This is a genomic window from Streptomyces sp. NPDC096079, from assembly GCF_040303145.1.
Taxonomy (GTDB): Bacteria; Actinomycetota; Actinomycetes; order Streptomycetales; family Streptomycetaceae; genus Streptomyces.
On the sequence record NZ_JBEOST010000005.1, the window covers coordinates 181927 to 194598 of the forward strand.

Consider the following 12672-nt stretch of genomic DNA (forward strand, 5'->3'; position numbering starts at 1 on the left):
GCCTCCTGGTGCACGACTGCTCATGACAAATGGGACAGGTGTTCCCGGTCTTCCAACGCGCGACCGTACCCCCGAGTGCCCGCGTGTTGTCAGTCGGCCGACGTAGACTTCCACGCTGTCCCCCCAGAAATTCAGTCGGAGGCCTCCCCCGTGACCAAGCCGCCCTTCACGCACCTCCACGTCCACACCCAGTACTCGCTGCTGGACGGTGCCGCGCGGCTGAAGGACATGTTCAACGCGTGCAACGAGATGGGCATGACGCACATCGCGATGTCCGACCACGGGAACCTGCACGGGGCGTACGACTTCTTCCACACGGCGAAGAAGGCCGGGGTCACGCCGATCATCGGCATCGAGGCGTACGTCGCCCCCGAGTCCCGGCGGAACAAGCGCAAGATCCAGTGGGGCCAGCCGCACCAGAAGCGGGACGACGTCTCCGGTTCCGGCGGTTACACCCACAAGACGATCTGGGCGGCGAACGCCACCGGCCTCCACAACCTCTTCAAGCTCTCCTCCGACGCGTACGCCGAGGGCTGGCTGCAGAAGTGGCCCCGGATGGACAAGGAGACCATCTCCCAGTGGTCCGAGGGCCTGATCGCCTCCACCGGCTGCCCCTCCGGCGAGCTGCAGACCCGGCTCCGCCTCGGCCAGTTCGACGAGGCCCTGAAGGCCGCCTCCGAGTACCAGGACATCTTCGGCAAGGACCGGTACTTCCTGGAGCTGATGGACCACGGCATCGAGATCGAGCACCGGGTCCGCGACGGGCTCCTGGAGATCGGCAAGAAGCTCGGCATCCCGCCCCTGGTCACGAACGACTCGCACTACACGTACGCGCACGAGGCCGTCGCGCACGACGCCCTGCTCTGCATCCAGACCGGCAAGAACCTCTCGGACCCGGACCGCTTCAAGTTCGACGGCACCGGCTACTACCTGAAGTCCACGGACGAGATGTACGCCGTCGACTCCTCGGACGCCTGGCAGGAGGGCTGCCGCAACACCCTCCTGGTCGCGGAGCAGATCGACACCAGCGGCATGTTCGAGGCGAAGAACCTCATGCCGAAGTTCGACATCCCCGAGGGCTACACCGAGGTCACCTGGTTCCGCGAGGAGACCATGCGCGGCATGGCCCGCCGCTTCCCCGGGGGCATCCCCGAGGACCGCCTCAAGCAGGCCGAGTACGAGATGGACACCATCATCTCGATGGGCTTCCCCGGCTACTTCCTCGTCGTCGCCGACTTCATCATGTGGGCGAAGAAGCAGGGCATCGCCGTCGGCCCCGGCCGAGGCTCCGCGGCCGGCTCGATCGTCGCGTACGCCATGGGCATCACCGACCTCGACCCGATCCCGCACGGCCTGATCTTCGAGCGCTTCCTCAACCCCGAGCGCATCTCGATGCCCGATGTCGACATCGACTTCGACGAGCGCAGGCGCGTCGAGGTGATCCGGTACGTGACCGAGAAGTACGGCGCCGACAAGGTCGCCATGATCGGCACGTACGGAAAGATCAAGGCGAAGAACGCCATCAAGGACTCCGCGCGCGTCCTCGGCTACCCGTACGCCATGGGCGACCGGCTCACCAAGGCCATGCCCGCCGACGTCCTCGGCAAGGGCATCGACCTCAACGGCATCACCGACCCCTCGCACCCGCGGTACGGCGAGGCCGGCGAGATCCGCGCGATGTACGAGAACGAGCCGGACGTCAAGAAGGTCATCGACACCGCCCGGGGCGTCGAGGGCCTGGTCCGCCAGATGGGCGTGCACGCCGCCGGCGTGATCATGTCCAGCGAGCCGATCGTCGACCACGCCCCGATCTGGGTGCGGCACACCGACGGCGTCACCATCACGCAGTGGGACTACCCGCAGTGCGAGTCGCTCGGCCTGCTGAAGATGGACTTCCTCGGCCTGCGCAACCTCACGATCATGGACGACGCCGTCAAGATGGTGAAGTCCAACAAGGGGATCGACATCGATCTCCTGGCGCTGCCGCTCGACGACCAGAAGACCTTCGAACTGCTCCAGCGCGGTGACACCCTCGGCGTCTTCCAGTTCGACGGCGGGCCGATGCGCTCGCTGCTGCGGCTGATGAAGCCCGACAACTTCGAAGACATCTCCGCCGTGTCCGCCCTGTACCGGCCGGGCCCGATGGGCATGAACTCGCACACGAACTACGCCCTGCGCAAGAACGGCCAGCAGGAGATCACCCCGATCCACCCCGAGCTGGAGAAGCCGCTCGAAGAGGTGCTCGCGGTCACCTACGGCCTCATCGTGTACCAGGAGCAGGTGCAGAAGGCCGCCCAGATCATCGCCGGCTACTCGCTCGGCGAGGCCGACATCCTCCGCCGCGTGATGGGCAAGAAGAAGCCCGAGGAGCTGGCGAAGAACTTCACCATCTTCCAGGCCGGAGCCAAGAAGAACGGCTACAGCGACGAGGCCATCCAGGCCCTCTGGGACGTCCTGGTCCCCTTCGCCGGATACGCCTTCAACAAGGCGCACTCCGCCGCGTACGGCCTGGTCTCCTACTGGACCGCCTACCTCAAGGCCAACCACCCCGCCGAGTACATGGCGGGACTGCTCACCTCGGTCAAGGACGACAAGGACAAGTCCGCGGTCTACCTGAACGAGTGCCGCCGCATGGGCATCAAGGTCCTGCCGCCGAACGTGAACGAGTCCGAGTCGAACTTCGCCGCCCAGGGCGACGACGTGATCCTCTTCGGCCTCTCCGCGATCCGCAACGTCGGCACCAACGTCGTCGAGTCGATCATCAAGTCGCGCAAGGCCAAGGGGAAGTACTCCACCTTCCCCGACTTCCTCGACAAGGTCGAGGCCGTCGTCTGCAACAAGCGGACCGTCGAGTCGCTGATCAAGGCCGGCGCCTTCGACGAGATGGGCCACACCCGCAAGGGCCTGGTCGCCCACCACGAGCCCATGATCGACAACGTGGTGGCGGTCAAGCGCAAGGAGGCCGAGGGCCAGTTCGACCTCTTCGGCGGGATGGGCGACGAGACGAGCGACGAGCCCGGCTTCGGCCTCGACGTCGAGTTCTCCGACGTCGAGTGGGAGAAGTCCTACCTGCTCGCCCAGGAGCGCGAGATGCTCGGCCTGTACGTCTCCGACCACCCGCTCTTCGGCATCGAGCACGTCCTGTCCGACAAGACGGACGCGGCGATCTCCCAGCTCACCGGCGGCGAGCACAGCGACGGCGCGGTCGTCACCATCGGCGGCATCATCTCCGGCCTCCAGCGCAAGATGACCAAGCAGGGCAACGCCTGGGCGATCGCCACCGTCGAGGACCTGGCCGGCTCCATCGAGTGCATGTTCTTCCCGGCCACCTACCAGCTGGTCTCCACCCAGCTCGTCGAGGACACCGTCGTCTTCGTGAAGGGACGCCTCGACAAGCGCGAGGACGTGCCCCGCCTCGTCGCCATGGAGCTGATGGTCCCCGACCTGTCGAACGCCGGGACCAACGCGCCGGTGATCCTCACCATCCCGACGGTGAAGGTGACCCCGCCGATGGTCAGCAGGCTCGGCGAGATCCTCAAGCACCACAAGGGCAACACCGAGGTGCGGATCAAGCTCCAGGGCCCCCGGACCACCACCGTGCTCCGCCTCGACCGGCACCGGGTGACGGCCGACCCGGCGCTCTTCGGCGACCTGAAGGTGCTGCTCGGCCCGTCCTGCCTGGCCGGCTGACCCCAGGACCCGCACCGGGGTCCCGGACCCGCGCAAGGGGCGCGCCCGTCGTCACGGGCGCGCCCCTTTGCCGTCCGGCGCGTCAGTTGTGGCCGAAGCGCTTCTGACGGCCCTTGCGGGCCATGTCACCCGGAGTGACCTGGCTCGCGCGCTGCTCGGCCTGCGATTCCATCGCCGACTGCTGCGCCTGCTGGGCGCCGCGCTCCGCCTGGGACGACTGCTTCTGACTGCGGTTCTGGTTGCGGTTCTTGGCCATGGGGATGCCTCCTCAAAGGGACCTAGGGGCCAGGGCCGCTGTCAGACTCACACACGGTACGAACCGCCGCATGTTGGATCATTACGGAGCGTGAACGGCGACTTCGGCGTGATACTCGCCACGCCGATGATCCAGTTCCGGACGTCAACCACCTGGCCGTCGGGCAGACTCGAAGGCACCCGAAGCACCCTTTCGAATCCGAGGCTCCCGAAAGAGGGTGGAACACGTGGACCGCTGCGTCGTCCTGGTGGACGCCGGCTACCTGCTGGGCGCCGCCGCCAGTCTCCTCGCCGGGGAACCGGCCCGCTCCCGGATCACCGTCGACCACGCCGGACTGATCCAGCAGCTGCGGCAGCGCGCCGAGGCCGAGACCGCGCTGCCCCTCCTCCGGATCTACTGGTTCGACGGCGCGCCCGACCGGGTGCCCCAGCCCGAGCACCGCAGACTCCGCGTGATGCCCCGGGTCACCGTCCGGCTCGGCGCCCTGACCAGGAGCGACGGGCGCTGGGCACAGAAGGGCGTCGACGCGGCCATGCACACCGAGCTGACCGAGCTCGCCAGGAACAGGGCCTGCTCCGACATCGTCCTCGTGACCGGCGACGGCGATCTGCTGCCCGGCCTGATGTCGGCCAAGGAACACGGGGTCGCCGTCCACCTCTGGGCCGTCCAGGCCGCCGACGGCGACTACAACCAGTCCGAGGACCTCGTCGCCGAGGCCGACGAACGGCGGGTCCTCGACCGGGCCTGGATCACCCGCGCCGTCCGCGCCAAGGACCTCACCGGCATCTGCGCGCCGCCGCCCGCCCCGCGCCCGGAGATCGCCGCCATCCTCTCCGCGCCGCTGCCCGAGGCCGCCCTCGCCGCCTCCGCCGAACGGGCCGCCGAGGCCGCCGTGGGCGCCCGGAACGGCACACCGGCCCCCGCCGGCGCGAACGGCGACCGCGGACACGAGCTGCTGCGCACCAACGGCGACGGCGGCCACGAGCACCTGCACGGGAACGGCCACGTCGACGGCGGCGGGCACACCGACCGCGAGGGCCTGCCCGCCCCCGCCTCGCCCGTCCGGGGCGTGCCCACCCCCAAGGACCTGGCGGGGCTGCGCGGACCGGGCGCGCCCGGCAGCCCGGCCGCCCCGGTCCCGCAGGGCGCGAGCGCGCTCCGCTGGTCCTCCGACCGGGGCTGGGTCGAGCGCCCCGCCCCCTCCCTCGGCGAGCCGGCCGAGACCGCCACCCTGCCCACCCTCGCCGCGCTGACCAGCGCGGAGCAGCGCTGGGCCGACCGCGAGGAGGACATCACCACGGTCGGCGGCGACCCGTTCGAAGTCGGACAGGTGTTCGCCCGCCGGTGGATGGAACGCCTCCCCGAGCAGAGCCACGTCCAGAAGCTCTCCACCCTCTACCCGCGCATCCCGCACCGCATCGACGGCGAACTCCTCCGCTACGCCGCCCGTTTCGGACTTCTCGCCCACAAGGACGACCAGATCGACGAGCACGACCGGTACGCGATCCGGGCCGGGTTCTGGCGCGAGATCGACGTCCGGGCCGCCGCCGAACACGCCCCCGCGCCCGGAGCAGGCCCGGCGACCCCGTAGGCTCTTACCCCGTGAGTACGGTGTGCGTGGTGCGGGATCTGGTCAAGACGTACCCCGCCACGCGCGGCAGGCGCGGCGCGCCCGCGACCCCCGAGGTGCGGGCCACCGACGGGATCAGCCTCGACGTGCGCGGCGGCGAGATCTTCGGCCTGCTCGGCCCCAACGGCGCCGGCAAGTCCACCCTCGTCCGCCAGCTCACCGGGCTCATGCGCCCCGACTCCGGCACCGTCGAGCTCCTCGGCCACGACCTCGTGCGCCACCCCGAGCGGGCGGCCCGGCTCCTCGCCTACCTCGGCCAGGAGTCCACCGCCCTCGACGAGCTGACCGTCTCCCTCGCCGCCGAGACCACCGGACGCCTCCGCGGCCTCACCGCCCACGACGCCCGCGCCGAGCGGGACGCCGTCCTGGACGAGCTCGGCCTCGGCGCGCTCGCCGCCCGCCCCCTCAAGAAGCTCTCCGGCGGCCAGCGCCGGCTCGCCTGCTTCGCCGCCGCGCTCGTCGGCCCCCGGCCGGTCCTCGTCCTCGACGAACCCACCACCGGCATGGACCCCGTCGCCCGGCGCGCCGTCTGGGCCGCCGTCGACCGGCGCCGCGCCGAGCACGGCACCACCGTGCTCCTCGTCACCCACAACGTCATCGAGGCCGAGACCGTCCTCGACCGGGTCGCCGTCCTCGACCACGGCCGGGTCATCGCCTGCGACACCCCCGCCGGACTCAAGGAGCGGGTCGCCGGCGAGGTCCGCGTCGAACTCGTCTGGCGCGACACGCCGCCCCTCCACCTGCCCGAGATCGCCGCCCTGCGCGCACTCGCCCAGGAGACCGGACGCCGCTGGCACCTCCGGCTCGCCCCCGACGAGGCCCGCGAGGCCGTCGCCACCGTCACCGGCGGAGCCGCGTTCACCGCGCTCGACGACTTCACCCTGGCCACCCCCAGCCTGGAGGACGTGTACCTCGCCCTGGGCGGCGCGACCGAGGGACTGGTGAAGGCATGACCGGCAACACCCAGGACCGACCGCACGTGAACCCCAGGAGCCGTACGCAGTGAGCACCCTGCCCGCCGAGGTCCTGCCGACCGGCGCGCTCCCCGCCACCGGCCGGGACACCGCCGCCGCGCCCCTCGCCCCGCGCGCCCGGCTCCTCCCGGCCCTGGCCGCCGTCTACCGCGCCCAGCTCTCCCGCGCCCGCGTCGCCCGCATCCCGCTGCTCTTCGTCGCCACCTTCCAGTCCATCGGGATCATGGTCCTGATGCGCGGTGTCGTCGACGGCGGCTCCGAGGCGCGCGCCGTCGTCGCCGGCTCCACCGTCCTCGTCGTCGCCTTCGTCGCGCTCAACCTGCTCGCCCAGTACTTCGGCCAGCTCCGGGCCGGCGGCGGCCTCGACCACTACGCCACCCTGCCCGTCCCGCCCGCCGCCGTCGTCCTCGGCGCCGCCGGCGCGTACGCCTCCTTCACCGTCCCCGGCACCGCCGTCACCGCCGTCGCCGGCTCCGTGCTCTTCGGACTGCCCCTCGGGCACCTGTGGATCCTCGCCGCCGTCGTCCCGCTCTCCGGAGCGGCGCTCGCCGGGCTCGGCGCGGCCCTCGGCCTCCTCGCGCCCCGCCAGGAACTGGCCACCCTCCTCGGCCAGCTCGGCATGTCCGCGGCCCTGCTCCTCGGGGTCCTCCCCGCCGAGCGGCTGCCCGGGCCGATCGGCTGGGCGCGGGACCTGCTGCCGTCGACGTACGGCGTGGAGGCCCTGGCCCGCACGTTCGACCCGCACCCCGACTGGACGGCCGTCGCCGTCGACCTCGCCGTGTGCGCCGCGGTCGGCGTCGTCTCGCTCGCCGTCGCCACCTGGGCGTACCGCCGGGCCGCCGTCCGCTGAGGCGGGCCACAGGGACACCTGGCACGATGGCGGGGTGACCGCACCCCTTACTCCGCCTCACCAGCCGCCGCACGATCCCGACTGGCCCCCGCCGCCTCCGCCGATGCTCGGCCCGGCCGGTGACCCGATCACGGCGGCCGAGGTCGTGCAGGGCCTGCTGGTGACGCTCGCCTCCGCGCTCGCGGGGGCCGTGCTCGGGGTGCTGTGGCTCAACCTGGCGCCGCGCGTCCTGCTCATCTCGGACGGCAAGGGCGTCTACCTGCGGAACTCCGAGGGGGAGCAGGCGATCGGCGCCGACGGGACCTTCGTGCTCCTCGCGCTGGCCTTCGGCGCGGTCGCCGCGCTCGTCGTCTTCCTGCTCCGCCGCAAGGGCGGTGTCCCGCTCGTCCTCGGCCTGGCGCTCGGCGGCGGCCTCGGCTCCCTGCTCGCCTGGTGGATCGGGACGAACTTCGGCCCCACCGAGGACGTGGTCGCCCACGCCAAGGCGGTCGGCCCGAACGTCGCCTTCGAGGCACCGCTCGAACTGAACCTGGCGGCCGCCGCGATGCTGGCCTGGCCGCTCGCCGCGATGATCGTCCACCTGGCGCTGACGGCCCTATTCGGCCCCCGCGACCCGGCGCCGGAGCCCTGGGGACAGCCGAAGCCGTACACCCAGGGGCCCGGCTCGCACTAGGGGGTGTTTCGAAAGTCCCGCACAGCACCCGCGGCGCCCGGCACGCCCCCTCGCCGCACCGGCCAAAGACCCAAGTAGCTCCGCTACGAGGGCCTTCGTCCGGCACGCCGAGGGCACGCCCCGGACACCGCGGGCACCGCACAGGACTTTCGAAACACCCCCTAGGGCCAGTCCGACCGTTCCCGTCGGGTCCGGCCCGTCCGGGCTCGCGGCCCCCGCCGTCCCTCAGACGCGGCCGATCGGGGCCACGACCGCCGAGGTGAGCGCGGCCAGGTCGGCGGGGGAGAGCTCCACCTCCAGCCCTCGCCGGCCCGCCGAGACGCAGACGGTCGCGTGCGCGGAGGCCGAGGAGTCGAGGACGGTACGGAGCCGCTTGCGCTGGCCCAGCGGGGAGATGCCGCCCCGCACATAGCCCGTGGTGCGCTCCGCCGCCGCCGGGTCCGCCATCGCCGCCCGCTTCCCGCCGACCGCCGAGGCCAGGGCCTTCAGGTCCAGCTGGCCCGCCACCGGGACCACCGCGACCGTCAGCTCGCCGTCGACGTCCGCGACCAGCGTCTTGAAGACCCGGTCGGGGGAGACGCCGAGGGCCTCCGCGGCCTCCTCGCCGTACGAGGGGGAGGCCGGGTCGTGCTCGTAGGCGTGCAGGGTGAACGCGGTGCCGGCCGCCGCCAGGGCCACCGTCGCCGGAGTGCCGCCGCCGTTCTTCTTCTGCTTCTTCGCCACGCGCTCTTCCTCGGCTCGGCTCAGTTCGGGTACGTCGGGGTCTGCGTCAGGTCCACCACCGGCAGCGACGGCAGGTGCCGCAGCACCGCCGTCTCCGCGCGCAGCAGCGTCAGCTCCTCGCGCAGCCGGGTCGCCGTGTCCGGCGCCTGGAGGAGCCGCTGCTTCGACGGGGTGTCCAGCACCGCCGCCGCCGCGACCAGGTACGAGACCACGGACGGCTCGTCCGGCAGCTCACTCGTCGTCAGCGAACGCTCCCGGGCGCCCGCGAGGCGCTTCTGGTAGTTCCGGAAGGCCCGCAGCACGCCCTCGGCGAGCGTGCCCGCCTCCTCACCCTGCTCCTCGGGGATCTCCTCGACCTCGGCCGTCAGGAACGGCCCGCTCGCGTCGACCGACAGCAGCTTCACCCGGGTCGTGCCCGTCGCCATCACCTCGAAGCTGCCGTCGGCGCGCTCCCGGATCGACGCCGCGTCGGCGACACAGCCGACCCGGTGGAAGGACTGGATGGGATCGGATCCGAAGCCCGCCGCCGGGCCCTTCTCCGGCAGCGCCGTCTGGTCCGGCATGCCCGGGGCCGTCGGGGCGACCTCGCGGCCGTCGCGGATGGCGACGACGGCGAACCGGCGCGGCTCCGCGTCGTCGATCGTGAGCAACTCGCGCATCATGGCGCGATAACGCTCCTCGAAGACGTTCAGCGGCAGCACGAGGCCGGGGAACAGCACCGCGTTGAGCGGGAAGAGAGGCAGGCGAGCGGAGGTCACAGCCGCCAAGCCTAATGGCCGCCGGGCCCGTCCCGTCCGGCCCTTCCACGACCCGGACCCCGCAGGGGGGTCCTGCGGGCCACTTCGCCCCGCACCCGGTCCCGCTCGGCCAGGAAACGGACGAGGGGGTCCCCCCTGCCCGAGCGGAGCCGGGAGCCCGGGGGAGGGCCCTCCGGTACGGCACCCCGCGCGGCACGCCAGGGGAACGAGGTCGCGTACGGACCGATCCGGCCGAACTCCTCCCACGCCTCCGCCCAGCGCCCCCGCTCCACCAGCACGTACGCGAGCAGGTTGCGGACCTCGGCCGGCCAGGGGTCGCCCGCGGGGAAGGCCGACGAGAGGGCCAGGGCGCGGACCACCGCCCGGTCGACCCGGACGGCCGGCACGGAACCGTCGGGACCCGGCGGCACCCGGAGCCCGTCGTACGCCGCGCGGACCGGGAGCGCCCGGACGAGCGAGCCCGGGGCGGCGTCGTCCGCGGCCTGCTCGGCGAAGTCGAAGGCGGCCCGGTGCGAGCCGTACCACTGCGCCGACAGGTACTTCAGGGCGGCGACGTGGCAGCCGTAGTGGTGCGGGGAGCGGCGCACGGCCTGCTCCCACAGCGACTCGAAGACCGCGGGCCCCTCGTGCGCCCCGCGCGCGTGGTCCAGGGCGAGACGCCACGGCACGGGGTCGTGCGCGGCCTCCCGCGCGATCTCCCGGACCAGCGGGGAGAGCTCGCGCAGCCGCTCTCCCCGGGCCGGCGACTCCCAGGCCCTGCGGACGGCGAGCTGCGCCGTGACGAGGAGGGCGTCGGGGTCGCCGGGCGCGGCGGCGAGCCAGCCGGTGAGCCAGTCACCCCTGTTGTACGCGAAGGTGGCGAGCCGGGTGACGTACCGGTCGCGGTCCTCCCACTCGCCGGCGTCCCGGGTGGTGGCGAGCAGCTTCGCGGCGGGCTCCGGGTCGCCGAGGGCCGCGGCGACCAGGGCGGGGGCGAGCCGCTCGTCCGGGGCGTCGAGCAGCACGTCGTCGTCCGGCACGCGTCCCGCGGCGAGCCGCGGGGCGTGCCGGGCCGAGCGGGTGGCGCCGAGCAGGGCGCGGAGCAAGGACATGGTGCTGTGCATTCTCCCCCGGCCGGACGCGCCGCGGCAGCCGCATCACGAGGTCGCGACAGCACCCTCACCCGGCACCGACACCACCCTCACGACGCGGTCCCTTCGGGGTGATCCGCCTCACCCTCGGCGGACCGGCCTCACCCCCCTCGAAGGGACCCGGCCTCACCCCTCCCGGGGGACCGGGCTCAACCCCTCGAAGGGACCGGCCTCACCCCTTCCCGGGGGACCGGGCTCAACCCCCCGGAGGATCGGCCTCACCCCGCCGGGGGGCCCGGGCTCAACCCCCCGGAGGATCGGCCTCACCCCTCCGGGGGGACCGGGCTCAACCCTCCCGGAGGACTGGCCTCACCCCCTCCGCAGCAGCCGGGTCGCGCCCGCCGCCACCGTGGTCGCGAGGATCCAGCCGAGCAGGGTCAGTGCCGCGGCCGCCCACTGCCACAGGCCCTCCAGGCGCCAGTAGCCGTCCTGGCCGAGGTTGATCACGGGCACCAGGAGGTCGAGCGCGTACAGCGTGGCGTTCCACTCGGGTGCCTCGTCCGCCTTCATCGGTATCGGGCGGTAGTGGGTGAAGGCCACCGTGCCCGCCCCCCACAGCACGGCCATCCACAGCGCCGCCCGGCCCGGCCGGTAGCCGTACGCGACCGTCCAGTCCTGGAGGAACCCCCACAGCTTGCCCGCGATCGGCAGCGTCTCCCGTCTGCGCCGCTGCTTGGCGAGCAGCACCTCGCGGGCGTCCGCGTCCTCGCCGCTGTTCCGCAGGACCGTCGCCAGGCGCTCGTACGGCTCGGGCGCGTACTCCGGGGTCGCCGCCGCCACCCATTCGAGCCGCCGGGCCAGCGGGAAGTGGCCGTACGGCACGAGGTTCTCGTAGGCGAAGCCGCCCATCGCCAGGCCCCCGGGCCCCGGCCAGCTGGTCGACAGGTCGATCAGCGTGACGACCTTCGCGCCGTTGAGCACGACCCGCCCCTCCTCCGGGCGCTCGCCGTTGAACCGCAGCTCCGGGGTGACGATCCGGCGCAGCGACAGCTCGTCCCGGCGGCCGCCGTCCAGCAGGAAGCGGGCGTGGTGGAGGTCCACCGCGTCACCGAACCGCCCGTCGTCCAGCCGCACCCCGCCGTGGCACTCCACCGGCTTGCGCCGGGTGCCCTGGGCGGGCGTCACCCCGTACGGCGGAGTGGCCGTGGAGCTTCCGGTCCATCCCGAGCCGCCCGTCGTGTCGTACACCCACGCGGCGTTCAGATAGAGCGAGCGCTCCACCGTCAGCTGCGGGGCGTTCAGCGCGCGGCGGCCCTGCGCCCCGCGCAGCACGCTGCCCCGGAGGCTGAGCGACACGCCCACCTTCGCCCCGCGCAGGCTCAGCTCCCCGTGGGTCTCGATCAGCTCGGCCTGGAGGTCCTGGGCGACCACCATCCCGTCCGCCGTGATGGCCCGCCCCCGCCGGTCCGGCCACACCTGGATCTGGTTGATCAGCAGGTCCGTGCCGATCTGGGCGTCCGTCAGCCGGATGCCCCGCCGCACCCGGCAGCGCGGCAGATGCAGGTCCCCCTCCGTGTGCAGCCGGGCCGCCTCCAGGCGCGGCAGCGCGCACTCGACCATCCGCAGCGTCCCGAACCGGGCCTCCGGCAGCACCACCTCGCCGTCGAACCGGCAGCCGTGCAACTCCACGTACGGCCCTATCGTCCCGCCCGCCAGGTTCAGCACGCCGGTGATCCGCACCCCGCGCAGCTTCAGCGCGGCCACCCGTCCGGACCGCGCCGGCGGCCCGTCGAGCAGCAGCAGCGCCACCACGTCGGCGCGGACACTCCGCTCCTCCCCCCACTCCCGTCCCCCGAAAGGGTCGTCCCGGTCCGCGATCCCCTCCGTCAGATCGCAGGTCCTGCCGATCCGGAACGCCCGCCACATGGCCCGCTCCGGGCCCGTGAGACCGTCCGGAATCCCGTCCTCGTGCGGCTCGGTCACTGCCGCCCCCTCGCTTTCCCCGATGCGCTCCCACGATTCCGCTTCCCGGGATTCGTGGATTCGTA

At 72.8% G+C, this 12672-nt stretch carries 10 protein-coding genes; 5 read left to right on the forward strand and 5 right to left on the reverse strand.

From position 1 onward, the window contains the following. Positions 1–150 precede the first annotated feature (150 nt). Positions 151–3690 (forward strand): DNA polymerase III subunit alpha, encoded by a 3540-nt coding sequence (gene dnaE / locus ABTY59_RS13225; protein WP_352019020.1) that lies wholly within the window; start codon positions 151–153, stop codon positions 3688–3690. A gap of 82 nt (positions 3691–3772) precedes the next feature. Here the strand turns inward: dnaE and ABTY59_RS13230 are convergent, their stop codons facing one another. After that, on the reverse strand, positions 3773–3946 hold the full coding sequence (locus ABTY59_RS13230; protein WP_352019021.1) for a hypothetical protein: 174 nt from the start codon (positions 3944–3946) through the stop codon (positions 3773–3775). A gap of 217 nt (positions 3947–4163) precedes the next feature. Here ABTY59_RS13230 and ABTY59_RS13235 point away from each other — a divergent pair, with 217 nt between their 5' ends. From ABTY59_RS13235 to ABTY59_RS13250, 4 genes are read left to right on the forward strand one after another with little or no spacing between them, the layout of a single operon-like run. Next, positions 4164–5537, forward strand: a complete 1374-nt coding sequence (locus ABTY59_RS13235; RefSeq protein WP_352019022.1) for an NYN domain-containing protein — start codon at positions 4164–4166, stop codon at positions 5535–5537. A 20-nt stretch (positions 5538–5557) separates the two neighbouring features. Then, positions 5558–6529 carry an ABC transporter ATP-binding protein gene (locus ABTY59_RS13240; RefSeq protein WP_352019213.1) on the forward strand — a complete coding sequence of 324 codons (972 nt, stop codon included), beginning with the start codon at positions 5558–5560 and terminating at the stop codon, positions 6527–6529. Positions 6530–6587: 58 nt separating this feature from the next. Further along, positions 6588–7400, forward strand: coding sequence for an ABC transporter permease (locus ABTY59_RS13245; protein WP_352019214.1), 813 nt, complete (start codon positions 6588–6590; stop codon positions 7398–7400). Between the two features lie 34 nt (positions 7401–7434). After that, on the forward strand, positions 7435–8073 hold the full coding sequence (locus tag ABTY59_RS13250; protein ID WP_352019023.1) for a DUF2567 domain-containing protein: 639 nt from the start codon (positions 7435–7437) through the stop codon (positions 8071–8073). A gap of 225 nt (positions 8074–8298) precedes the next feature. Here the strand turns inward: ABTY59_RS13250 and ybaK are convergent, their stop codons facing one another. The 4 genes from ybaK to ABTY59_RS13270 all read right to left on the reverse strand — a co-directional run bounded on the left by ybaK (position 8299) and on the right by ABTY59_RS13270 (position 12607). Next, a complete protein-coding gene (gene ybaK / locus ABTY59_RS13255) occupies positions 8299–8796 on the reverse strand; it encodes a Cys-tRNA(Pro) deacylase (RefSeq protein ID WP_352019024.1) in 498 nt (165 codons plus the stop codon). A gap of 20 nt (positions 8797–8816) precedes the next feature. Further along, on the reverse strand, positions 8817–9554 hold the full coding sequence (locus tag ABTY59_RS13260; RefSeq protein WP_352019025.1) for an LON peptidase substrate-binding domain-containing protein: 738 nt from the start codon (positions 9552–9554) through the stop codon (positions 8817–8819). Between the two features lie 11 nt (positions 9555–9565). Next, positions 9566–10657: a hypothetical protein gene (locus tag ABTY59_RS13265; protein ID WP_352019026.1), complete on the reverse strand. Its 1092-nt coding sequence runs from the start codon at positions 10655–10657 to the stop codon at positions 9566–9568. A 336-nt stretch (positions 10658–10993) separates the two neighbouring features. Further along, on the reverse strand, positions 10994–12607 hold the full coding sequence (locus ABTY59_RS13270; protein WP_352019027.1) for an oxidoreductase: 1614 nt from the start codon (positions 12605–12607) through the stop codon (positions 10994–10996). Positions 12608–12672: the final 65 nt, after the last annotated feature.